This is a genomic window from Amycolatopsis orientalis, assembly GCF_000943515.2.
In the GTDB taxonomy this organism is placed as follows: Bacteria; Actinomycetota; Actinomycetes; order Mycobacteriales; family Pseudonocardiaceae; genus Amycolatopsis; species Amycolatopsis orientalis.
On record NZ_CP016174.1, the window covers coordinates 797,507 to 820,465 of the forward strand.

22 protein-coding genes and 1 pseudogene are annotated in these 22,959 nt (G+C 69.6%); 17 read left to right on the forward strand and 6 right to left on the reverse strand.

Annotated elements, in window-relative coordinates; all coding sequences use genetic code 11:
• Positions 1 to 54 precede the first annotated feature (54 nt).
• Entirely contained in the window at positions 55 to 897 is an 843-nt protein-coding gene (locus tag SD37_RS03865) for an ABC transporter substrate-binding protein (RefSeq protein ID WP_418189801.1), read from the reverse strand.
• On the opposite strand from SD37_RS03865, the gene SD37_RS44255 reads away from it, so the two are divergent.
• The 7 genes from SD37_RS44255 to SD37_RS03895 all read left to right on the forward strand — a co-directional run bounded on the left by SD37_RS44255 (position 887) and on the right by SD37_RS03895 (position 8,182).
• Positions 887 to 1,129, forward strand: coding sequence for a hypothetical protein (locus SD37_RS44255; protein WP_418189802.1), 243 nt, complete (start codon positions 887 to 889; stop codon positions 1,127 to 1,129). The genes SD37_RS03865 and SD37_RS44255 overlap by 11 nt on opposite strands.
• 606 nt (positions 1,130 to 1,735) lie before the next feature.
• Entirely contained in the window at positions 1,736 to 4,840 is a 3,105-nt protein-coding gene (locus tag SD37_RS03870) for a nitrate- and nitrite sensing domain-containing protein (protein WP_044854066.1), read from the forward strand.
• Positions 4,841 to 4,860: 20 nt separating this feature from the next.
• Entirely contained in the window at positions 4,861 to 5,319 is a 459-nt protein-coding gene (locus SD37_RS03875; protein WP_085939650.1) for a roadblock/LC7 domain-containing protein, read from the forward strand.
• A 25-nt stretch (positions 5,320 to 5,344) separates the two neighbouring features.
• Positions 5,345 to 6,127, forward strand: a complete 783-nt coding sequence (locus SD37_RS03880; RefSeq protein WP_037318052.1) for a DUF742 domain-containing protein — start codon at positions 5,345 to 5,347, stop codon at positions 6,125 to 6,127.
• A complete protein-coding gene (locus SD37_RS03885) occupies positions 6,108 to 6,716 on the forward strand; it encodes a GTP-binding protein (protein ID WP_007033392.1) in 609 nt (202 codons plus the stop codon). The genes SD37_RS03880 and SD37_RS03885 overlap by 20 nt, the downstream gene beginning before the upstream one ends.
• A 428-nt stretch (positions 6,717 to 7,144) precedes the next feature.
• Entirely contained in the window at positions 7,145 to 7,567 is a 423-nt protein-coding gene (locus SD37_RS03890; protein WP_037318050.1) for a roadblock/LC7 domain-containing protein, read from the forward strand.
• Between the two features lie 6 nt (positions 7,568 to 7,573).
• A complete protein-coding gene (locus SD37_RS03895) occupies positions 7,574 to 8,182 on the forward strand; it encodes a DUF742 domain-containing protein (protein WP_044853862.1) in 609 nt (202 codons plus the stop codon).
• A 254-nt stretch (positions 8,183 to 8,436) separates the two neighbouring features.
• Here the strand turns inward: SD37_RS03895 and SD37_RS03900 are convergent, their stop codons facing one another.
• Positions 8,437 to 10,680, reverse strand: coding sequence for a helicase-associated domain-containing protein (locus SD37_RS03900; protein ID WP_044853863.1), 2,244 nt, complete (start codon positions 10,678 to 10,680; stop codon positions 8,437 to 8,439).
• A 93-nt stretch (positions 10,681 to 10,773) separates the two neighbouring features.
• On the opposite strand from SD37_RS03900, the gene SD37_RS03905 reads away from it, so the two are divergent.
• The 5 genes and pseudogenes from SD37_RS03905 (at position 10,774) to SD37_RS44175 (ending at position 15,549) form a co-directional block, all read left to right on the forward strand.
• The gene (locus SD37_RS03905) at positions 10,774 to 10,956 is read left to right on the forward strand and encodes a hypothetical protein (RefSeq protein WP_037318042.1); all 183 of its coding nucleotides are present in this window, start codon (positions 10,774 to 10,776) and stop codon (positions 10,954 to 10,956) included.
• 101 nt (positions 10,957 to 11,057) lie between these two features.
• Positions 11,058 to 12,458 carry an NAD-dependent malic enzyme gene (locus SD37_RS03910; RefSeq protein WP_044853864.1) on the forward strand — a complete coding sequence of 467 codons (1,401 nt, stop codon included), beginning with the start codon at positions 11,058 to 11,060 and terminating at the stop codon, positions 12,456 to 12,458.
• Positions 12,459 to 12,607: 149 nt separating this feature from the next.
• Positions 12,608 to 14,149, forward strand: coding sequence for an alpha/beta hydrolase (locus tag SD37_RS03915; RefSeq protein WP_044853865.1), 1,542 nt, complete (start codon positions 12,608 to 12,610; stop codon positions 14,147 to 14,149).
• Between the two features lie 16 nt (positions 14,150 to 14,165).
• On the forward strand, positions 14,166 to 14,636 hold the full coding sequence (gene moaC / locus SD37_RS03920) for a cyclic pyranopterin monophosphate synthase MoaC (RefSeq protein WP_083254871.1): 471 nt from the start codon (positions 14,166 to 14,168) through the stop codon (positions 14,634 to 14,636).
• Positions 14,633 to 15,549, forward strand: a pseudogene (locus SD37_RS44175) (molybdenum cofactor biosynthesis protein MoaE). Before moaC ends, SD37_RS44175 begins: the two are co-directional and overlap by 4 nt.
• Before the next feature lie 175 nt (positions 15,550 to 15,724).
• Here SD37_RS44175 and SD37_RS44180 read toward each other — a convergent pair.
• The 4 genes from SD37_RS44180 to moaA form a co-directional block, all read right to left on the reverse strand.
• Entirely contained in the window at positions 15,725 to 16,360 is a 636-nt protein-coding gene (locus SD37_RS44180) for a transglycosylase family protein (RefSeq protein ID WP_037318030.1), read from the reverse strand.
• Between the two features lie 455 nt (positions 16,361 to 16,815).
• Positions 16,816 to 17,667, reverse strand: coding sequence for a phosphatidylinositol-specific phospholipase C/glycerophosphodiester phosphodiesterase family protein (locus tag SD37_RS03940; protein ID WP_044853869.1), 852 nt, complete (start codon positions 17,665 to 17,667; stop codon positions 16,816 to 16,818).
• Positions 17,668 to 17,951: 284 nt separating this feature from the next.
• On the reverse strand, positions 17,952 to 18,206 hold the full coding sequence (locus SD37_RS03945) for a MoaD/ThiS family protein (RefSeq protein ID WP_044853870.1): 255 nt from the start codon (positions 18,204 to 18,206) through the stop codon (positions 17,952 to 17,954).
• Position 18,207: 1 nt separating this feature from the next.
• Positions 18,208 to 19,272 (reverse strand): GTP 3',8-cyclase MoaA, encoded by a 1,065-nt coding sequence (gene moaA, locus SD37_RS03950; RefSeq protein ID WP_044853871.1) that lies wholly within the window; start codon positions 19,270 to 19,272, stop codon positions 18,208 to 18,210.
• A 100-nt stretch (positions 19,273 to 19,372) separates the two neighbouring features.
• Here moaA and SD37_RS03955 point away from each other — a divergent pair, with 100 nt between their 5' ends.
• From SD37_RS03955 to SD37_RS03975, 5 genes are all read left to right on the forward strand, one after another.
• Positions 19,373 to 19,846, forward strand: coding sequence for a MarR family winged helix-turn-helix transcriptional regulator (locus SD37_RS03955; protein ID WP_037318022.1), 474 nt, complete (start codon positions 19,373 to 19,375; stop codon positions 19,844 to 19,846).
• A gap of 33 nt (positions 19,847 to 19,879) precedes the next feature.
• On the forward strand, positions 19,880 to 20,284 hold the full coding sequence (locus SD37_RS03960; protein ID WP_037318020.1) for a TOBE domain-containing protein: 405 nt from the start codon (positions 19,880 to 19,882) through the stop codon (positions 20,282 to 20,284).
• Complete coding sequence (modA, locus tag SD37_RS03965; protein ID WP_044853872.1) at positions 20,281 to 21,036, forward strand: molybdate ABC transporter substrate-binding protein; 756 nt, start codon at positions 20,281 to 20,283, stop codon at positions 21,034 to 21,036. Before SD37_RS03960 ends, modA begins: the two co-directional genes overlap by 4 nt.
• An 85-nt stretch (positions 21,037 to 21,121) precedes the next feature.
• Positions 21,122 to 21,889, forward strand: coding sequence for an ABC transporter permease (locus SD37_RS03970; protein ID WP_044854067.1), 768 nt, complete (start codon positions 21,122 to 21,124; stop codon positions 21,887 to 21,889).
• Positions 21,886 to 22,953: a sulfate/molybdate ABC transporter ATP-binding protein gene (locus SD37_RS03975; RefSeq protein WP_044853873.1), complete on the forward strand. Its 1,068-nt coding sequence runs from the start codon at positions 21,886 to 21,888 to the stop codon at positions 22,951 to 22,953. The genes SD37_RS03970 and SD37_RS03975 overlap by 4 nt, the downstream gene beginning before the upstream one ends.
• Positions 22,954 to 22,959: the final 6 nt, after the last annotated feature.

The following is a 22,959-nucleotide window of genomic DNA, read 5'->3' on the forward strand; positions in this document are numbered from 1 at the left end:
ACTTTTAGTAATCAAATTCCGGGTGGAACGGTAATTCGGAGTAACCGCGAGTCATCAGCTGGTGGTCTGCGGCGCGATCATCGGGCCGACGTCGATCTTGCTCTGGATGGCGCCCATCTGCAGGAGCAGGTCCGGGACCCGCTGGATGCGGCGGGGGTCCAGGGTGGACTGGAAGGTCAGCAGCGTGGTCAGCGCGGCGGTGTCCTGGTCGATCTTGGCGTACTTGACCAGCAGTGGCTCGATCTTGGAGCGGTCGGCGGCGTCGCGGGTCGCCTTCTGCATGGCGCGCTGGAAGGCCGCCACGGTCTTCGGGTTCTCGGAGACGAACTTGCCGAGCGCGCCGTAGCCGGCGGTGGGGAAGTCCTGGGTGGCGCCGGTGGCGGTGTCCACGACCGGGACGGTGCCCGCCTGCTTCGCGGTCTGCGTGATGAACGGCTCGGTCAGGAAGCCGGCGTCGATGTCGCCGTTCTTGAGCGCGTTCCCGATGTTCGGCAGCGGGACCGGCACCCACTGGACCTTGCTGGCGTCGACGCCGTGGTCCTTCATGACCGACTTGGACAGCGTGTCGGACACGGTGTTCGGCGCGGTGATGCCGATCTTCTTGCCCGCCAGGTCGCTGACGCTCTTCACCGAGGACGTCGGCAGCGTGACCAGCATGGTGCTCTTCGGGCCGGCGGAGGAGGCGTCCGCGACCAGCTTGATGTCGGCGGTGCCCTTGCTCGCCGCGATGAAGAACGGCGTGTAGCTCGCGTAGGCCACGTCGACCTCGCCGCCGATCAGCTTGGTCAGCGAGACCTGGCCGGTCGCGGCTTCGATGGCCTCGACGTCGAGTCCCTCGTTCTTGAAGTAGCCGCCGTCCTGGGCGAGCCGGAGCGGGGCGAGGTCGATGGTCGACATCACGGCGACCTTGATCTTCGACTTCTCGAGGTTCCCGGAGCCGCCGGAGGAGGACGAATCGTCGCCGCCGAGAAGGCCGCAGCCGCTGACCGATACCGAAACGACGGCCGCCATCGCGAATGCGAGGGCTCCACGCCGACCGAGGCTGACGCTCAAGGCCTTCTTCGAGCTTGCAGAGCCAAGCAAAGGGGTGCTCCTGATCAAGGGAGGGACACGTGATGACGTGGCCTGATGTGGAATTCGGAAGTGACTCTTTGTCGAGTCACGGGCCCACTGTAGAGAACGGACACTGCGCTCACAATGGGTGGTCATCCCATGATCCCAAGTGGTAACGATCACCCGAACAGGTTGTTTGTCAGAAGTGAACACAACTCGGCGTGTTCATGCTTGGGACTTGTTGACTACTGAGCGCCAACGGGTCAAGACCCGTCCGGGGTCTTCTTGTACGTCTTGACCGAAGGGTTACATCTGGCCCTCCCGTTCGCTACCCTCATGCACCGGTAGTGAGGTGTGGACCACTGATGTAGTGAAAGAGAGTGCCTTGGATGGCCGAACGCTCTGGACCTTTCCTGAGGTGCAAGGCACTCTGTGTCGAACAAGCTGAACACGTCCGTGCTTCACTGGTGCGTGTCCGCGCACTGGCGGGTTAGGCCGAACAGACCAATGAAGCCAGGCGGGATTTCGGCAAAGTGCACCTGAGAGACTGCGTCGAAGACGACCCCCTCATCCGGAGGAGTGACCCCGCGCGTCACGAACATCCCTGCCGGGCGGCAGGAGTGTGCGGGTAGTGGTCTCCGACAACCGACGCAGACAGCAGAACGGCCAGTTCGAGAACGGCATGTCCAAAATGGGCTTTCCCGGCCCGGATGAAGATGATGGTGGTGCGGCGGTGCCGAACGAAGACACCGCGGGGGTGGGAGGGGCCCCTGCGCGGGAAACCGGAGACGGTCCTGGCGGGAAGTCCGGGTCGTTCCTGGGCCTGCGTAACTGGAGACTGCGATCCAAGCTCGCGGCCGTCCTGATCATTCCGACGCTGACCGCGCTCGCGCTCGGCACGCTGCGCGTGATCGACGACAGCAGCGAGGCCGCCCGGTTCCAGGACACGGCCGATCAGGTCGCGTTCGCCGACAAGATCACCCTCGTGGTGCACGAGCTGCAGAGCGAGCGCGCGCTCGCCGTCGCCAAGATCGCCTCCGGCGAACCGGCGCGCCAGAACGGTCTCGACGCGCAGATCGCCAAGGTCGACCGCGCCGTCGACGACCTGCGGGCGTCGGCGAACCAGATCAACCCGGACGATCAGGACACGAGGGACCGCTACTCGCGTGGTCTGCAGCGGCTCGACGCCCTGCGCCCGCTGCGCGGCGCGATGAACACCTCGCTGCTGGGCGACACCCCGGTCCTCATCGCCTACTCCGGCATCCTCGACTCGCTGGTCCAGCTCGGCCGCGAGGTGACCACCGCGGTCACCGACCGCGACGTGCTCCGGCTCGGCGTCACCGTGCAGGCCATCAGTGAGAGCAAGGAGTTCATCGCCCGCGGTGACGCGGCGCTGCTCATCGCCTCCTTCCGCTCGTCCTTCCCCGGCGACCTGTTCGACCAGGCGCGCTCGGCGGTGGCCAGCGGTGACGCCTCGACGGCGGCCTTCCTCGCGAACGCCAGCCCCGAACAGCGGCAGCTCTATTCGGACACCTTCTCCGGTCCCGAGGTCGACGACCGCCGCCGGATCACCACCATGGCGTTCTCCCTGCAGCAGCAGAACCAGACGCCGTCGATCGACAACGTCGCGCTCGGCAACGACAGCCGCGTCGCGCTGGACAAGCTGCGCGCGGTCGAGACCAACCTGCTCGGGCAGCTGCGGGCCCAGTCCGACGAACTGGCCACCGAGGCGATCAACTCCGCGTGGATCGGCGGCGCGGTCGTGCTGCTGGCCCTGCTCGCGGCGCTCTTCCTGATGCTCGTCATCGCCCGGTTGATGCTGCGCCCGCTGCGGATCCTGCGGAAGACCGCGCTCGACGTCGCCTACACACGACTGCCGGAAACCGTGCAAGCGATCCTCGACGACCCGGATCCGGTCAACGCCTCGAAGCGTTCGGTCGAACCGGTTCCGGTCACCTCGCGTGACGAGATCGGTGAAGTCGCGCGGTCGTTCGACGTCGTCCACGCACAGGCCGTCAAGATGGCCGCCGAGCAGGCCCTCCTGCGAGAGAACGTCAACGGCATCTTCGTGAACCTGTCCCGCCGGTCGCAGCGGCTGGTGGAACGCCAGCTCGGCGTGATCGACCGGCTCGAAGCCGACGAGCAGGACCCGGACCACTTGGCCAGCCTGTTCGAACTCGACCACCTCGCCACGCGGCTGCGCCGCAACGGTGAGAGCCTGCTGGTGCTCTCGGGCGCCGGTCTCGCGAAGTCGGTGCCCAAGCCGGTGCCCGCCGCCGACGTCATCGGCGCGGCGGTCTCGGAGATCGAGCAGTACGCCCGGATCGAGGTCGGGATCGTCCCCGACGTCGCCGTCCAGGGCCTGACGATCCACGACCTCGTGCACGTGCTCGCGGAACTGCTGGACAACGCCACCTACTTCTCCGAGCCGGAGACGAAGGTGACCGTCCGCGCGGTGATCACCCGCAAGAAGGCGCTCGCCATCCAGGTCACCGACCACGGTGTCGGCATGACCGAGGACCGGCTCGCCGAGGTCAACCAGCGGCTCGCCGACCCGCCGGACCTGGACGTCTCGGTGACCCGGCGGATGGGCCTGTACGTGGTCGCGCGCCTGGCGCGCCGCCACGGCATCGAGGTCCGGCTCCGCGAGAACGAGGACATCGAAGGCGGCGTGATCGCGCGGGTCGTCGTGCCTGCCGAGCTGCTCACGCAGATGCGGCCCGGCTCGCGGAACACCCCGCCGCCGTCGAACCGCTCGGAGACGTCGATGCCGTCGATGTCCGAGATGTCGACCTCGCTGCCCAGCATCCCGGCGTCCGACCGCGGCCTGGAGATGACCCCGCCGCCGCCGTCGAAGCCACCGTCCCACCAGCCGGTCGCGCAGCAGGGCGGGCTCGTCCCGCTCGACCAGCCGATCAGCCTCGACGACCTGGTCGCGGGCAAGAACGCGGCCGGGCCGTTCCTCAGCCCGGCGGCCCCCGCCGAGGAGACCCCGGCGTGGCCGACGGCCGAGGACATCTCGCCGGCGAACGGCGACGGCGCCTCCAGCGGCACGGAGACCCAGTTCGCGTCGCTCGTGCTGCCGAAGCGCGAGCCGAGGTACGTGCCGGTGAACCCGGTCGAACCGCCGTCGCAGCCCGAGGAGCCCGCGGATTCGGGCAAGTCGGCGCTGGACGACGACGTCCCGACCAGGCGGCTCCCGATCTACCAGTCGGTGCTCTCACGCTGGTTCAGTGAAGGCGACGAGGCCGGTGAGCCTTCGGGCACCTCCTACGCGGAGGACACCGAGTCGGACGTGCCCGAGCAGGCCCGCAACGGCGCCACCGACGCCGACGACCCCGCCGCCGAGAGCGCCGACGAGGCGTTGCCCACTCGGACCCCGCAGAGTGTTCCGCCGGAGACGGTGCTCCAGGACAATGGCTGGCGGAGCGCGTCGGACGACGGCTGGCAGGCGGCGCAGGTCCTGTACGAAGACCGGAACGAAGAGATCACCCCGGCGGGCCTGCCCAAACGGGTACCGAACCAGTACCTCGTCCCGGGCTCGATCGGCGGGAACGAGCCGAAGAAGGAAGACTCCTTCGCCGACAAGACCTCCGGGATGCCGGGAACGGGTGCGATCGCCCGCTCGGCGACGGCGGCCCGGAGCCGGATGGCAAGCTTCCAGAAGGGCTACACGTCGGGACGGCACGCGTTGAAGGAACGCCCGCTCGATGCGCTGGATGACAACGGCGTTCCGGTGACTGGCAGGGGTGCGGGTTCCCCTGCCGATGACAGCAGTAAGGAGTGAAAGTGACACGGGCGGGTGCGATGCAGCCGGGGGGTCCGGCGCAGCCTGGCGGCCAGGCGCAGGGTAAAGGACACACGAGCAGCTTTGCCTGGCTGATCACGGATTTCGTGCACCGGGTCCCGGGCGCGGCGCATGCCGTGGTGGTGTCGGCGGACGGTTTGCTGCTGGCCTCCTCGAAGGGACTTCCCAAGGACAGGGCCGACCAGCTCGCCGCGGTCGCGTCGGGGCTCACCAGCCTCGCGCGCGGTGCGGCCAAGGTGTTCGAAGGCGGCACGGTCGCGCAGACGGTGGTCGAGATGGCCAACGGCTTCCTCTTCCTGATGTCGGTGTCCGACGGGTCCTGTCTGGCGGTCCTCGGGTCGCCGGAGAGCGACATCGGCCTGGTCGTCTACGAGATGACCCTGTTGGTGGAACGCGTGGGACAACAGCTGACACCGGAGATGCGCGCGCAGCTGCAGGGCGCGTCGGTCCGCCGCTGAGCGACCGGGAACCGAGGAGAATGCCGTGGACGACGGGCGCTTGAGGGGCGATGGCCGGCTCGGTGACGACTTCTCCGGCGGGTGGTCGGAACGTGACGACGGCCGGGAGGACTGGACGTCCTTCCGGGACCGGGTCGACCGCGAATGGCGATCGCGCCGGGCACAGGGGTCGGACGACGACCCCGTGTCGCCGGACGAGGCCTCCCGCTGGCTGACCGATTCGAACGCGGGACAGGGACCCGCCGATTTCAGCGTTTCCGACTACCGGGAACGCCTGCTCGGCGGACCCGGTGCCGAACTGTTCGGCGGTGGGAGCGGTCCGCTGTACGACTCGGGCGAATTCGCCAAGTTCTCCTTCGACAAGGAGGAGGAGCGCCGGGCGGCGGCCGCCGCCGACCCGCTCGCCGCGGCTCTGCCGCAGCAGGCGCAGAACGAGTACGTCGACGAGCCGTACACCACCGACGTCGAATCATCCGGCTTGGTCCGGCCGTACTTCCGCACGCGGGGACGGACCAAGCCGACGTACGACCTTGCCATCGAGGCGCTGATCTCGACCAGTGAACAGGGACGCGTGCTCGACCGGGTACGCGTTCCCGAACACCGGTCGATCTGCGACCTTTGCCTGGACACCCGGTCCGTCGCCGAAGTCGCGGCGCTGTTGCGCCTGCCGCTCGGCGTGGTCCGGGTGCTCATCGGAGACGTGGCCGGCCTCGGCCTGGTCCTGGTGCACACCGCCAGCCAGAACGTGGGTGACCGGCCCAGTATCGAGTTCATGGAGAGGGTGCTCAGTGGGCTTCGGAGAATTTGACTCCGACGCGAATGCGCCGCAGGTGACCGGACCGACGTCGTCGGCCAAGATCGTGGTCGCTGGCGGATTCGGCTCGGGGAAGACCACGCTGGTCGGAGCGGTTTCGGAGATCGATCCGCTGACCACCGAGGCCATGATGACCGAGGCCAGTACCGGCGTCGACGACAATTCGGCCACCCCGAACAAGTCGACGACGACCGTGGCCATGGACTTCGGCCGGATTTCGCTGGACTCGGACCTGGTGCTGTACGTGTTCGGTACGCCGGGCCAGCACCGGTTCTGGTTCATGTGGGACGACCTGGCGGTCGGCGCCATCGGTGCCGTCGTGCTGGTCGACACGCGGCGGCTCGCCGACGCGTTCCCGTCGATCGACTTCTTCGAGAACCGGAAGCTGCCGTACGTCGTGGCGATCAACTGCTTCGACCGGCTGTTGCACCACCAGATCGAAGATGTCCGGCACGCGCTGACGATCTCGCCGTCCGTGCCGATCATGGCCTGTGACGCTCGGGAACGTGAGTCCGCCAAGCAGGTGTTGATCTCGGTCGTGCAGCACGCCATCGCACACGATTCGGCGTTGCGGGCGGGATAAAAAGGACAAATGCCCGGGGCGGATGCGGCCGTTGGAGTGAACTCGGCAGGCTTCACCCGCTTCGGGCATCGGCGCCACCGGCCGGAGTGCACGCGGGGCGATCCCCTCGGCCCGATCCGGTGCCGCCATCGCCCGATCGGGCGACCGAAATGCCGGTGACCTGCGCGGACGTCGCTTCGCGCCCGGTCGCGCGACGCCACCACAGGGTGACCCACGAATGCGTGGTTCGCGATGAGTCGACGCGGTGAGCGGCTGGACGTTCACGTTCGGTTAGCGCTGTCGGCCGGGTGGCGGGCTCGACACGATCGGCGGGACGAATACGCTGGGTGGAGGCGTCTTTCGGCTCATCGGTGCTTGGTCGGTGCTGGTCAGCGAGAGAGGTCCGGACCACGCCGCCCAGGTGGTCTTGACGCAGCGAGGAGGGACTTGTGACGGCATCCGGGCAGCAGCAAAGCTCGTTCGGCTGGCTCATCACGGATTTCGCGCGCCGGGTTCCCGGTGCGGCGCACGCCGTGCTGGTCTCGGCGGACGGGCTTCTCCTCGCGCCGTCGGAAGGGCTGCCGCAGGAACGGGCCGAACAGCTTTCCGCGGTCGCCTCCGGGCTGATCAGCCTCACCGCGGGCGCGGCGCGCTGCTTCGACGCGGGCGGGGTCAACCAGACCGTCGTCGAGATGGAACGCGGGTACCTCTTCCTCATGTCGGTCTCCGACGGCTCGTCGCTCGCCGTACTGGCCGCGCCGACCTGCGACATCGGCACCGTGGCCTACGAGATGACGCTGCTCGTCGAGCGGGTCGGGCAGCAGATCACCCCCGAGCTGCGGGCGCAGCTGCAGGGCGGCGTACGTGGGTGACCGCCGATGAAGATCACCGGGTTCACCGAGCCGGAACCGTCCGGCTGGGACTCCCTGTACCAGGGCACCGAACGCGAGGCCTTCGACTCCCCGAGCCGGTTCGAGCTGAGCTCGATCAGCACGGTCATGCCGCGGCGCCCACCCGCTCCGCCGGAGCCCGTCCCGACGGCCCCTTCGCCGATCCGCCAGCCGTCTCCGCGGCCCGCGTCCACGGGTAACGGCGCCGCGGGTTCGGGTCCGTCCGGCAGCGCGCCCGCGTCGGTCTACCTGCCGTCCTCGGGCTCCCGTGTCCGGCCCTACACGCGCACGGGCGGGCGCACCCGCACCGCGCACGACCTGGCGCTGGAGGCGCTGGTGTCGACCAGCGACGACGGCCGCCGGTATCGCGGCGTGCGGACCATCGAGCACCGGCAGATCTGCGACCTCTGCCTGGACACCAGGTCGATCGCGGAGATCGCCGCGCATCTGCGGCTGCCGCTGGGCGTGGTGAAGGTGCTCGTCGGCGACATGGCGGACGCGGGGCTGGTGCTGATCCATCAGACGGAGCTGATCCTCGGGGACTCCTCTTCGCGCGCGTTCATGGAACGCGTCCTTCAAGGCCTTCGCGCCCTCTGACCCCCTCCCCACCGCGTTTCGTCCTCTAAATGCGGTGGTGGAACCTCACGTCCTGTCGGCGTGTGGAGTTGTGGACGGAAGACCGCGCGTCGGTGAAGGAATTGGGACGTTGAGTGTCCCAATTCCTTCATCAACGATCCCGATACCCGTGACGGGTGCGTACCGAGAACCAGGATGTTCGCGGCGCGCAGCGGTCCTAAAGCATCCAGAGGACGAAATACGTGCGACTAAACGCGGGAGTACGAGCGAGGTGGTCACTCCTCGACGAGGGCGGCCGAAGTGATCCGGTGCAGCGGGTAGCGCTCGTTGTCGGTCCCTTCGAGGACCCCGCCCCCGACCCGCATCGGCCGCACCACGCGCTGGCTCGACGTCCCGCGTGAGTCGACGAAGCCGATCCACACCTCGCGGCGTTCCATGGTCGCCTTGGACAGCAACGCCAGCGTCGCGGACGTGTCCCCGGCGCCGCCGCCCTGGGGCGCGCGCACCGTCTCGCCGCGACGACGCGCCGAAGCGGCGTCACCCGCCCGGACGTGCGCGACGATCTTGCCGACCTGATCGTCCGTCAGCCCCGCCTGCTCTCCGGGCGCGCGACGCGGGCCACGCGCCTTCGCGGGCAGACGCCGTCCAGACGGCCTGATGTCCATGACGCGCCCGTCGGGCCCTTCGGCCGCCGGAGCGAACCCCGCGGCGCGAAGCGCGTCGAGGACCTCGGCGAGCGGGTACACACTGATGAGCACCGTCGGCGCGATCATGCGAAGGCCGTACTCCGTCGCGACCGGGCTGCCCATGACCTCCGCGAGCAGCGAGGCGTCATCGCAGCGCAGGAACGACTCGGCGGCGCCACCGCGGAGCCGTCCGTGCCGCCGGGCGACGTCGTCGATCAGGTAGGTGAGTCCCTGCGGCACCGGCGTCGCCGACCGGGCCGCGAACAACGCGTGCAGTTCGCCCGCGGTCCGTCCGGTGTCCAGCGCGCGCCGCACGGACGTCTCGGTGATCCGGTAGACGGTCGCGTGCCCGGCCGATTCGATATCGGCCACGGCGGTCATCTCGGCCGCGAGTTCGGCCTCCAGCGGCCCCGGCGCGACCACGGTGAGGTCGGCCTGGACCAGGACGTGGTCCACCGGACGCGGGAGCGCGTCGAGCATCGCTTCCACCGCGCCCGGCCGGTCCTCGGCCAGCAACGCCCGCGTCGCCGTGGTGAGCCCGCCGAGCCCGATCAGGCCGAGCGCGGCCCCTTCGGCCATCGTCCAGCGCACGGTCTCGTCCCGCAGCCGCCCGCCCCGCCGCGGCGCGCGCCAGGCGAGCGCGGCGACCAGCTCGTCGGTGCTCTTCACCCCGGAGCCTTCGGGCAGCGCGGCCAGGGCGAGGAGGATCCGCCGTCGCGAGACCGGCGCCAGCGGCCGTCGCAGGTCCTCCGACAACGGCGCGATCGGCTTGTCCTTCGCGTCCCGGCCGCCGGCGAGACCGGGCAGCCGGGGCAGTTCGAGCCAGGCCTGCGCGAGCGTCATCCAGCGCTGCGCGGTCGGTGACGCGAGCCACGTGTCGGTGAGCGTCGTCGGGATCCATTCCGGCGTGGTCGCTTCGCTGTCGGCGACCAGGCCGGCGCCGACGGCGATCTCCGCCAGCAGGGTCACTCGGGTCTCGTCGACGTCGAGATCCTTGGCGAGCTTCTTCAGTTCACGGACGCCGAGGCCGCCCGACTTCAGCACCGGTGGCGGCGTCGCCGACCAAGTGCGGAGCATGTTTTCGGTCTGGCGCAGGAACTCCATCGCCTCGCCAGCCGCCGTCTCGTCCACTGTGGACCGCTGATGCGGATGCACGGGGAGTTCCGGTTCGCGCAGTGAGGCCGGGTCGAAGACCGAACCGCCGCGCAGGGCGATCCCGAGTTCGCGCGGCAGTTCCACGGTCTGGTCGTCCCGGCGCAACAGGAGGCCCCTGGCGAGCAGCCGCTGGACCGGCGTCCGCGCCCGCTCCAGCGGGACGTCGGCCGCGGCGTCGCGGGTCCGGCCGATCGGGGGCCCGGCGGCCAGCGTCGTCAGCAGGCCGCGTTCGTCCTCGCCGATCTCCGCGAGCGCGGTCTCGATGTCCGTTCCGGCGAGCGCGGGCGACGACGCCCCCAGCCCGGCGGGAAAGGGGCCGAGCGCGTCGCGGGCCGACGGCGGGACACGCAGCCCGTCGTCCTCACCCCAGACGAGCGCCCGCCCGCGCAGCAGGGTCAGCGCCTCCCCGATCTCGGTGCCCACCAGCCGCGAGACCTCGGTCACCGCGACCGGATCGGTGTCCGCCCCGGCCAGCAGCAGGGCGTCGAGCACGGCGAGGGTGAAGGTGTCGAGGTCTTCGCAAGCGCGCGCGACCGAGCCCGGCGTGCCGGCCCGGGTGGCGAGCACGATGGTGTCGGACGGGGGCGGCGTGGACAGGTCGCGACGCGTGCGCAGCAGTGCGGCGAGCGCGTCGTCGGACTCCTGGCGCAGCCAGTCCGCCAGGGATGGCGCGGGCATAGACGACCAGGATACCGGGCGGGTGGTGGACCGGCAGCCGCGTTCGGGCAGACTGTCCCTCGAGAACGGCTTGACCATGCTCTGGAGGACGTTGTGGCGAAGGGTGAGAACAAGAAGCGCGCGGGAATCGACCCGACGTGGCCCGGTGAAGACGGCGAGCACCCCGTCACCGAGCTCGCTTCCGACCGGCAGGGGGCGCTTTCCCCGTTCGGTGATGTGACCTTCCCGCTCGAGAGCGTGCCTTACGTGCACCCCGAGACCGAGATCAACAAGTAAGAAGTTACTGGTCAGTCACCCCCTGCGAGGCTTCGTGGCGGTCGTCACGGGAGTAGGTTTTCGATCGACCTATTCGAGCGTTCCTCAGCGGGGGTAGTGCCATGCCGGTTCCCGGTCCCGGATATTCGATCACCGTCCGGGTGGAGGCCCCAGCGTCGTCCACCGCGGCGGGTGATCTGACGACCGCCGTCGGCCGCGTCGGCGGTGTGCTGACCGCGTTCGACGTCGTCGAGTCGCACCCCGACTCGATCGTCGTCGACATCAGCGCCAACGCCCTGTCGGAGAACCACGCGCAGGACATCACGCAGACCCTGGACTCCCTCCCGGGCGTGCGGGTCCGCAAGGTCTCCGACCGGACGTTCCTGATCCACCTCGGCGGCAAGATCGAGGTCACCCCCAAGGTCGCGCTCCGCAACCGTGACGACCTCTCCCGCGCGTATACGCCGGGTGTGGCGCGGGTCTGCCAGGCGATCGCCGCGAACCCCGAGGACGCGCGCCGCCTGACCATCAAGCGGAACACCGTCGCCGTCGTCACCGACGGTTCGGCCGTGCTGGGGCTGGGCAACATCGGCCCCGCCGCCGCGCTCCCGGTGATGGAGGGCAAGGCGGCGCTGTTCAAGAAGTTCGCCGACGTCGACGCCTGGCCGGTGTGCCTGGACACCCAGGACACCGAAGAGATCATCAAGATCGTCAAGGCGATCGCCCCGGTCTACGCGGGCATCAACCTCGAGGACATCGCCGCGCCGCGCTGCTTCGAGATCGAGAAGCGCCTGCGTGAGCAGCTCGACATCCCGGTGTTCCACGACGACCAGCACGGCACCGCGATCGTCGTGGTCGCCGCCCTGCGCAACGCGCTGCGCGTGGTCGGGAAGAACATCGAGGACTGCAAGATCGTGGTCAGCGGCGTCGGCGCGGCCGGCTCGGCGATCATCCGCCTGCTGCTGGGCAAGAAGCCGGGCGACGTGGTGGCCGCCGACATCGACGGCATCGTGCACTCCGCGCGGGGCAACCTCGACGAGAACCTGACCTGGATCGCCGAGCACACCAACAAGGAGCAGCAGTCCGGCACGCTGCACGAGGCACTCGTCGGCGCCGACGTGTTCATCGGGGTCTCCGCGCCGAACCTGTTCGGGGCCGAGCAGGTCGCGACCATGAAGTCCGACGCCGTCGTGTTCGCGCTGGCCAACCCGGACCCGGAGATCGACCCGCTGGAGGCGCAGAAGCACGCCGCCGTCGTCGCCACCGGCCGCAGCGACTTCCCGAACCAGATCAACAACGTGCTCGCCTTCCCCGGCGTGTTCCGCGGCCTGCTCGACGCGCACGCCCACCACATCGACGACTCGATGCTGCTGGCGGCGGCCGACGCCATCGCGGACGTCGTGGACAACGGCAAGCTCAACGCGTCGTTCATCGTGCCGAGCGTCTTCGACAACGCCGTCGCCCCCGCGGTCGCCGAGGCCGTCAAGAAGGCGGCCAAGGCCGAGCGATCGGCCGAGCGCTGACGAAGCGATAGCAAAGGTCCCTTGCTCCATTCGGTGGCCGCGTCATCACTCAGGCCGACGCGGGCACCGACTTCAGGGTGACGACTCCGTACCCGGCCCGCTCATAGGCTCGATTCCGACCAGGAAGTCGATCTTGACGGGGGTTGGGGATGAAGCACTCTGTCCTGAGCGGAATCGGGACACTCACGGCCGCGGCGGTCACCTTGGCGGTACTCGTACCCGCCACGGCGTCCGCCGCGCCGTCTTCTGCACTGAAGTGGGCACCTTGCCCGGACGTGGCCACCTTGCAGTGCGCCACCTTGAAGGTCCCGCTCGACTACCGGGACCCGGGCGGGCCCGCCATCGACATCGCCGTGTCGAAGCTCGCCAGCACGAAACCGGCCAAGCGGCGCGGGGTCATGCTGATGAACCCGGGCGGGCCCGGCGGTCCGGGGCTGACCATGCCGGACGGCCTGCGGGCCGCCGGTATGCCGTCGAGCGTGCTCGACGCGTACGACCTGATCGGTTTCGACCCTCGGGGCATCGGCAGCAGTACGCCGGTCACCTGCGATCTGAAGCCTGAGCAGCTGATCAGCAACGTCCCGCCGTACGCGCGGGACGCGGCGGCAGTGGCGGAGCGGGCGAAGTCCGTGGCAGGCGTCGCGAAGCAGTGCGGAGAGTCGAAGACCGCGGCGAATCTGCCGTACATCACCACGGCCAACACCGCCCGCGACATGGACCGCATCCGGGAAGCCTTGGGCGAGAAGAAGATCTCCTACTACGGCGTCTCGTACGGGAGCTATCTCGGCGCCGTGTACTCGACGCTGTTCCCGCAGCGGACCGATCGCGTCGTGATCGACAGTGTGACCAGTCCGGGCGGCCTCGATCCGGCCACCTCGCGTCGCCTGGCGGAGGGGTTCGAGGACCGCTTCCCGGACTTCGCGAAATGGGCGGCGGCGCGGCACGCCAGTTACGGGCTGGGCCGCACTCCGCAGCAGGTGACGGCGAAGTTCCACGAACTGGCCGCCAAACTCGACACCGGCGCGGTGCCGGGAGTCGATGGCGCGATGTTCCGCGCCGGCACCTTCGGCGCGCTGTACTCGACGAGGTCGTTCCCCGTGCTCGCGCAGCAGTGGCAGGGACTCGACGGCGAAGGCGTCCTGAAGCAGTCCGAGCAGACGGCGCAGATCGACTTGGGGCAATTGCTGGCCGGTCAGCTGCACGTGGTCTGCAACGACACGAACTGGCCGGAGGACGTCGCGACCTATCAGCGCAATGTCGCGAAGGATCGGGTGAAGTACCCGATGTTCGGCGCGGCCGGGGCGAACATCTGGGCTTGCGCGTTCTGGCCGTCCGAGTCGATCGAGCCGCCGGTGCGGATCGGCGACCGGGGACCGTCGAACATCCTGATGGTGCAGAACCTGCGTGACCCGGCGACTCCGCTGAGCGGGGCCAGGGAGATGCGTCGCGCGCTCGGTGACCGGGCGCGGATCGTGACCGTGGACGAAGGCGGGCACGGGGTCTGGCTGACCGATGAGAACGCTTGCGGCAACAACGCCGTCAACCGGTTCTTCGTGGAAGGCAAGCGCCCCGCGTACGACACCGCCTGCGCCGCGGACAAGGGCGGGCTGTTCGACTCGATGACGCCGGAGCAGCGGCGCGACCGCGAGAAGGCACTCGACGAGGTTCGCTCGAAGCAGGGCATCTTGTGAGGACTAGCCTGCTGGCGTGAGTGAACTCAGCCACGTCGACCATACGGGCGCCGCCCGTATGGTCGACGTTTCCGGCAAGACGCCCACCGCCCGCACCGCGCTGGCGGGCGGCACCGTGCACACCACGGCCGAGGTGCTCGGCCTGCTGGCGAGCGACGGGCTGCCCAAGGGCGACGCACTGGCGACCGCGCGGATCGCGGGCATCATGGGCGCGAAGAAGGTGCCCGAGCTGATTCCGCTGTGCCACCAGATCGCGCTGTCCGGGGTGAAGGTCGAATTCGCCCTCGCCGAGACGGCCGTGCACATCACCGCGACCGCGAAGACGAACGACCGGACCGGCGTCGAGATGGAGGCGCTGACCGCCGTCGCCGTCGCCGGGCTGACCCTGCACGACATGATCAAGGCCGTCGATCCCGCGGCGACCCTCGACGACGTCCGCCTGATCCGTAAGGACGGCGGCAAGGCCGGGACCTGGGAGCGGCCATGACCAGGGTCGCGAGGGTGATCGTCGCGTCCAACCGGGCCGCGAAGGGCGTCTACGAGGACAAGACCGGGCCGGTCATCACGGCCTGGTTCGCCGCCAGGGGCTGGGACGTGCCCGAGCCGGTCGTCGTCGAGGACGGCGACCCGGTGGGCGCCGCGCTTCGGGAGGCCGTCGCGGCCGGGGTCCAGGTGATCGTGACGACCGGCGGCACCGGCATCTCGCCGACCGACCGCACCCCCGACGTCACGCGCGCGGTCCTCGACTACGAACTCCCCGGCGTCGCGGACGCGATCCGGGCCGCCGGACTGCCCGCCGTGCCCACCGCCGTGCTCTCGCGCGGGGTCGCCGGCGTGGCCGGGCGCACCCTGGTGGTCAACCTGCCCGGCTCGCGCGGCGGTGTGAAGGACGGCCTGGGCGTACTGGACGGGATCCTGGACCACGCCGTCGACCAGCTGGCGGGCGGCGACCACCCACGGGAGGGACAACAGTGAACGTTCGGGTCGCACGGGTCGCGGTGGTCGACGAGCCGCTTTCGGTCGAGGAGCACGCCCGGCTGGTGGACGACGCGGCCGCGGGCGCCGTCGTCACCTTCGGCGGGGTCGTGCGGGACCACGACGGCGGCCGGTCGGTGGAGCGGCTCGCCTACGAGGGACACCCCAGCGCCGCGGACGTGCTCGCGGAGGTCGTCGCGGACCTCTCGGCGAAGTGGACCGGGGTGCGGGCCGTCGCCGTCAGCCATCGGCTGGGCGCGCTGGCCATCGGGGACGTCGCGCTGGCGTGCGCCGTGGCCGCCGAGCACCGCGGCCAGGCCTTCGCCGCCTGTTCGGAGCTGGTGGACGAGGTCAAGGCCCGGCTGCCGGTGTGGAAGCACCAGCACTTCACCGATGGCAGCGACGAGTGGGTCAACTCGCCGTAGCGGGCGCCGTGTCTCGTGAGTGGTAATGAGGGTTCTAACCGTCATTACCACTCACGAGAGACCTGGACGCGACAGAGCCCCACCGCCGGGGGAATAGCGCGGTGGGGCTCTGTCAGTCGCGACCTGGCCACGCGGGGAATCCCGCGGGCATCACGACTTACTGGTGCTCATGAGCTCACTTGGTGGCGAGCTTCTGACCGACGACGATGAAGTCGGCGTTCGGCACGTATTCCTTGTTCAGCTCCTGCAGCTTCTGGTAGCCGCCCTGGACGTTGAACTTGGAAGCGATCTTGGACAGCGTGTCGCCGGCCACGACGGTGTAGTCACCCGCCGGGTTGGAGTTCGCGACAGTGGCGGCGGCCGGGGCCGGAGCCTGCTGCTTGACGACCGGGGCGGTCGACTTCTTCGGGGTCACCTTCTTGGTGGCCTTCGGGGCACTCGACTTGGCCTTGGCGGGGCTGGCGGAGCCGCCCTTCTTGCCACAGTGCGGCCACGCGCCGATGCCCTGGCCCTGCAGGACCCGCTCGGCGACGGCGATCTGCTGCTCGCGCGAAGCGTTGGCGGCGCTGCCGGTGCCACCGTAGGCGCGCCAGGTGCTCTGCGAGAACTGCAGCCCACCGTAGTAGCCGTTACCGGTGTTGGTGCTCCAGTTGCCGCTGCTCTCGCACTGCGCGATGGCGTCCCAGTTGGTCGCCGACGCGGGGGTCGCGGCGATCGCGAGGGGGGCGCCGACCGCGACACCCGCAATGGCGACGCGGGCGATGTGACGGGTGGCGGCGGACATCTTGCGGTGCTTGCCTCGGTACGACATGTGAATAAATCTCGCTCCCTGCGCCTACGAGCCTGTGCTGAGGGAAAGACCCGTGGGTCTGGCCGGCCGTCTCAGGCCGGCTGACTTCGCCTGACGCACGCCGCGTCGGCTCGGTCCCCTCGTCCCTGTCCGGAAATGCTTTCGCTCGGGGTTGGGTCCGGGAATCCGTTGGACAGGGCTCGGCGCTACGGGTTCCCGGTGTTGCGTGGTCGGTCGGGGCCAACCGAAAAGCGACGGTACGTAACGAACGGCCTGATCGGAAATTATTCGAGCTGTGACCTACATCACAGTAACAGCACGCAACCCATAACGATTCGGCTGTTTGTGCAGGTCAGAGGGCCGTTATCGGACCGTTTCCTGGCCGAGATAATTCACAGATCGTGAGGCTTGCATCACGTGGATTAAGGGATGACTGGCCCATTCGTGCGCCTTCGCGCGCTAATGGGCCGCGCACTTTAGCGAGACCTCAAGAAGTTCGCCAGCCCAGGCAGGTCATCCGTATTCAGGTGGTCGACCCCGGCGGCGACCAGCTCATTCCACAACGCTTCCCGTGCAGGTCCAGCGGCATCGGGCGTCGCCCAGAAACGCACCCGCTGACCCGCCGCGTGGGCCCGCTCGACGATGTCGTGGAGCTTCGCGCGCTCCGCGGCGGGGAAAGGACCGGCGCCGGTCCAGGTGAACAGCCCGGTCCAGGAATCGGAGACCAGCGGGGCCACCCGGGGGTCCGAACCGATGTTCAGATCGTTCACGTCCTTGATCCGGCCGTCGTAGAAGGCGAGCCGGACCTGCTGCCCGAGCATGACGTCCTTGGGCCGCCCGCCCGAGATCACCGCGGTGACGGCCCGCTTCTGAACGTGTCCGAACGCGTACAGAGAGAAGAGGAAGGAGTAGCGCGGGTCGTACAGCCGCTTCTCCAGAGCCGCGTACGTGCTGTTCGCGTCCCCCTTGACGTCGATCAGCAGCTGGAACCCGGTGCGCTGCCGGTAGACCCCGGCGCCGTGGTTGGCCAGCACGCGACGGCGCAGCGGCTCCAGGTAGAGCGACTCCAGGGTGCGGTCCGGCCGCGTGTCCGCGAGGTCGTGCGCGACCAGCAGCTGCCCGTCCACGAGGAAGATGTCGGCCTCGACGCTGGTGAACCCCTGATCGAGCGCGTCCTGCAGCGGACGCGTGTGCTCGTAGTCGTTGTGGCTGTGCGCCTGCGGCAGCGGCCGGACGCCGCGTTCGTGGGCGGAGGCCGGGGCGGTCGCCAGGCTCGTGGCGGCGACGGCCGCGAGCAGCGCGGCGAGGATACGGCGGGGAGTGATCACTGGCGCATCCTCAGCGGCTTCAGCGTCCGGATGGTGAATTCGGAACGGACTGCAGGTCAAAGGCCCCGGAACGCCTGGCGGGGGAGCAAGGGACTGTCGTATTCACGCGCGCTGACGTAAACCCGCCGAAGGGGCGCAGATTCGCTTCAGCGTCCCTTCGAGCCCAAAGGCGCCCCTTCATCGTGTTTCCGTGGCCTTCGGCCGAAAGAGGCGCGCGGAGGCAAAGTCTCCCGTCGCGCTGGCGCGCTCCGTGAGACGCTGTCACTTTCCCCCGTTTCCGCAGGTCAGCCGCCCGCGAAGGGAGGCAGGACGTCCAGTTCGGCGGCCTCGGTCAGCGGCCGCGTGAGGTCCCGCACGGCGACGCCGTCCAGCAGATACGAGACGGCTTCGAGCAGCTTCGGCAGCTTCTCCGGGTGAAGCTCGCGAAGGCGGGCGACGGCGTCGGCGACGCGCGCGCCGTCCGGCAGGGTCACCTTCTCCTCGTCGACGCCCGCGGCCGCGCGAGCCGACGCGAAGTACCGCACCACGATGGTCACCATGTCAGCCGCCGATCGCGCTCATCGGCCGGATCGGCTGCGCGAAACCGGCCTCGTTGATCTCGTGCCCGGCGAGCTTGCCCCACATGGTCGCCCGCCAGGCGTCAGCCACCTCTTCTTCGCGCGCGCCCGCGCGCACGAGGGCGCGGAGGTCGGTTTCGTCGTTGCTGAACAGGCACGAGCGCACCGCGCCGTCGGCGGTCAGCCTCGTCCGCTCGCAGGCGCCGCAGAACGGCCTCGTCACCGACGCGATCACGCCGACGTCGCCCGGACCGCCGTCGACCAGCCAGCGTTCGGCGGGCGCGCCACCGCGGGCGGCGGGGAACGGCGTCAGCGTGAACTCCTCGCCGAGCATGCCGAGGATCTCCTCGGCGGTGATCATGTCGCGCCGGTTCCAGCCGTGCTGCGCGTCCAGCGGCATCTGCTCGATGAACCGCAGGTGATACCCCTCGGCCAGGCAGAACCGCAGCAGTGGCACGGCCTGATCCTCGTTCAGCCCGCGCATCAGTACCGCGTTGACCTTCACCGGGTCCAGCCCGGCCTCGCGCGCGGCGGCCATGCCGTCGAGCACGTGCGACAGCCTGTCGCGACGGGTGATCGTCTCGAACAGCGCGCGATCGACGGTGTCCAGCGAGACGTTGATCCGGTCCAGCCCGGCGCCGGCGAGCGATTTCGCGCGCTTCGCGAGGCCGATCCCGTTGGTGGTCATGGAAAGCCGCGGCCGCGGTTCGAGTGCCGCGACCCGCTCGACGATCTGTTCCAGGCCCGGGCGCAGCAGCGGTTCCCCGCCGGTGAGCCGGATGTCGGTGACGCCGAGCCGTTCGACGGCGATCCGCAGCAGGAGCACGAGTTCGTCGTCGGTCAGCACGTCCGCGCGCGGCATCCACTCGAGCCCTTCGGCGGGCATGCAGTAGGTGCAGCGCAGATTGCACTTGTCGGTGAGCGACACCCGCAGATCCGTGGCGACGCGGCCGAAGGTGTCGATCAGGGCTGGATTGTCCGGCCTGGGCACGGTTGACGGGCCGCGTGTACCGGGGACACGGGGAAACCCGAGATCGACTGCTGTCATTGCCACCAGACTAACCCCGAAGCGGGAGAAACCGACTGTCTAGAATGCTATGCGTACCTAAACGCCGCGCGGCCTGGTTTCTTCCCGAAGGGTTTTCCGGATGGCGAAATACCCGCTGTCGGCGGAGGAAATGGCCCGGTTCGCCCATCTCGGCCGGGAAGGCAGCACGCTGACCGTCCTCCGGCACGCCAGGATCGCCGAGCGGATGGGCCTGTCGGCCACCGACCACAAGGCACTCGAACTCGTCGGCCAGGCGCCGGGACCGTTGACAGCGGGCAGGATCGCGGAGCTGACCGGACTGTCGACGGGCGCTGTGACCGGCGTCATGGACAGGCTCGAGAAGGCGGGTCTCGCCCGCCGCGTCCGTGACCCCATCGATCGCCGGAAGGTCCTGATCGAGGTCGTTCCCGGCGCCATGGAGCGGCACGCGCCGCTCTTCGAATCGGCGTACACGAACATGAAGACGGTCCTCGAACAGTTCTCTCCCGAGGAACGGAAAGTGCTGGAGCGATTCCAGAGCGCGTTGCTCGACGGCCTCCGCGAGGAGCTGCTCGGCGATTCCTCTCGTCCGTAGCTTTTCCGCATCTGCGGAAGTAACCTGCCAGACATGCCGCAATTCCGGTTGTCCGAGGCCGCTCGCCTGCTCGGCGTCAGTGACGACACGGTCCGCCGCTGGGTGCGCGCCGGTCAGCTGACCGCGTTCGACGACTCGGCGGGCCGCAAGGTCGTCGACGGCGCCGAGCTGGCCGCGTTCGCCAAGGCGCAGGCCGAACAGCCGGAGGATCCGTCGAGTGTCGGCCGTTCCGCGCGCAACCGGTTCGTCGGCCTGGTCACCGAGGTCGTCACGGACAAGGTGATGGCACAGGTCGAACTCCAATGCGGGCCGCACCGGGTGGTCTCCCTGATGAGCGCGGAGGCCGTCCGCGAACTCGGGCTGCGGCCCGGCGTGCTCGCGGTGGCCGTCGTCAAGGCGACCACCGTCGTGGTCGAAACCCCGGAGGGAAGCCGATGAGGAGACTGGCCCCGGCGCTGCTCGCGCTGGCGCTGGCCGCGACGGCCTGCGGTTCGGAGGCGGCCCCCCAAGATGGAGGACGGACGCTGACGGTGTTCGCGGCGGCGTCGCTGACCGAGTCGTTCGGCGCGCTGGGCAAGCGGTTCGAGGCGCAGAACTCCGGCGTGACCGTGAAGTTCAGCTTCGAGGGCTCCTCGGCGCTGGTCCAGAAGCTGACCCAGGGCGCGAAGGCGGACGTGTTCGCGTCCGCCGACCAGGCCAATATGGACAAGGCGGCCAAGGGTGAGGTGATCGACGGGCAGCCGTCGGTGTTCGCCACCAACCGGCTCGCCATCGCCGTCGCCAAGGGCAATCCGAAGGGCATCAAGGGCCTGGCGGACCTCGCCAGGGACGGGCTGACCGTGGTCGTCTGCGCGCCGCAGGTGCCGTGCGGGTCGGCGGCGAAGAAGGTCCAGCAGTCGTCCGGGGTCACGCTCAAGCCCGCGAGCGAGGAGCAGGACGTCAAGTCAGTGCTTGCGAAGGTGCGGTCGGGCGACGCGGACGCGGGACTCGTCTACGTCACCGACGCGACGTCGGCGGCGGGGAAGGTGGACAAAGTGGACTTCCCCGAGTCTTCGGGCGCCATCAACGACTACCCGATCGCCGTGGTGAAGGACGCTCCGCAGGCAGCGCTCGCGAAGCAGTTCACGGACTTCGTCCTGAGCGCCGAGGGCAAGCAGGAATTGGCGAAGGCCGGTTTTGGCGCGCCCTGACCCCGCGTTTCGTCCTCTGGATGCGGTAGATGCACGCGCAACTACCGCATCCAGAGGACGAAACGCGGGCATCGGGGTGCCGTGGGTGCTCTGGCCGCCGGCGGTTTGCGCGCTGGCGCTCGTGGTGCTGCCGGTCGTCGGCCTCCTGGTGCGCACGGATCTGACCCGCTTCCCGGGGCTCATCGCCTCGCCGTCGTCGCTGAACGCGCTCAAGCTTTCGCTGGTCACCGCCGGACTGTCCACTGTGGCCTGTGTGCTGTTCGGTGTCCCGCTCGCCGTGGTGCTCGCGCGCTCGCGGGCGCGCGGAATCCGCGTGCTGCGCGCGGTGGTGCTGCTGCCGCTGGTCCTGCCGCCGGTGGTCGGCGGCCTCGCGCTGCTGTACCTGTTGGGCCGCAAGGGTTTCCTGGGCATCCTGGTGACCGCCTTGACCGGCGAACAGGTGCCGTTCACGACGACCGCTGTGATCATCGCGCAGACGTTCGTCGCGATGCCGTTCCTCGTGGTCAGCCTCGAAGGCGCGTTGCGCGGCGCCGGTGACCGCTACGAGCGGGTCGCCTCGACCCTCGGCGCGAAGCCCTGGACGGTGTTCCGCCGGGTCACGCTGCCGCTGCTGCTGCCCGCGCTCGGTTCGGGGATCGTGCTGAGCTTCGCGCGGGCACTGGGCGAGTTCGGCGCCACGATCACCTTCGCGGGCAGCCTGGAAGGCGTCACCCGGACCCTCCCGCTGGAGGTCTACACCCAGGCCGAGGTCGACGTCGACAGCGCCGTCGCCCTCGCGCTGCTGCTCATCCTGGTCGCCGTCGCGGTGATCGCGCTCGCCCGGCCACGCGCGCTCGAAGGAGTCCGGTCGTGACCCTTTCGGCCGAGATCGCCCTCCGGCGCGGCGAGTTCACACTTTCCGTCGAGTTCGAAGTTCCCGACGGCGGGGTGCTCGCCCTGCTCGGGCCGAACGGTTCGGGCAAGTCCAGTGTGCTCGGTTGCCTCGCCGGGCTCCTCCGGCCGGATCGCGCGCTGCTCACTTTGGACGGCCGCGACCTGGCTGGTCTGCCGCCGCACGCCCGCGGCATCGGTCTCCTCTCCCAGGACGCCCTGCTCTTCCCCCATCTGTCCGCTTTGGACAACGTCGCCTTCGCGCCCCGATCGGCGGGCGCGGGGCGCGCCGAGTCGAGGAGGCGCGCGCGGGAGTGGCTGGCCGAGGTGGACGCCCTCGACCTCGCCGCCCGCAAACCCGCGCAGCTCTCCGGCGGCCAGGCACAGCGGGTCGCGATCGCGCGGGCGCTGGCGGCCGACCCGGGACTTCTGCTGCTCGACGAGCCCTTCGCCGCCCTCGACGTCGACGCGGCGCCCGCCATTCGCGGCCTGCTCCGGCGGGTGCTGCGCTCCGGGCCGCCGACCGTCCTGGTCACCCATGACCCCCTGGACGCACTGGCGCTGGCCGAGCACGTCGCCGTCCTCGATGGCGGCCGGATCGTCGAACGCGGCGAGACCCGGAAGGTGCTGGCCGCGCCGCGGACGGCGTTCACCGCGCGGATCGCCGGGCTGAACCTGGTGCCCGGCGTCGCCGTCGAAGGCGGTTTGCGCACGTCAGGCGGGTTGTCGCTGGCCGGGATCCCGGCGGAGGACGTCGAGGGCGGGCAAGCGGCGGTCGCGGTCTTCCCGCCCAGCGCCGTCGCCGTGTACCTGAAGGACGGCGAGCACCGGGGCAGTCCTCGCAACACCGTCGAGGGTGTCGTCGATGCGCTCGAACCACACGGCCCGGTCATTCGCGTCCGGACGCGCGGGGACGACTGGGCGACAGGGCTGGCCGCCGATCTGACCCCCGCCGCGGTGGCCGAACTAGCGCTCGAACCCGGCACACCGGTCAATCTTTCGGTCAAGGCGGCGTCCGTGGCTGTCCACGCGGCTCCCGATCATTAGGGTGGG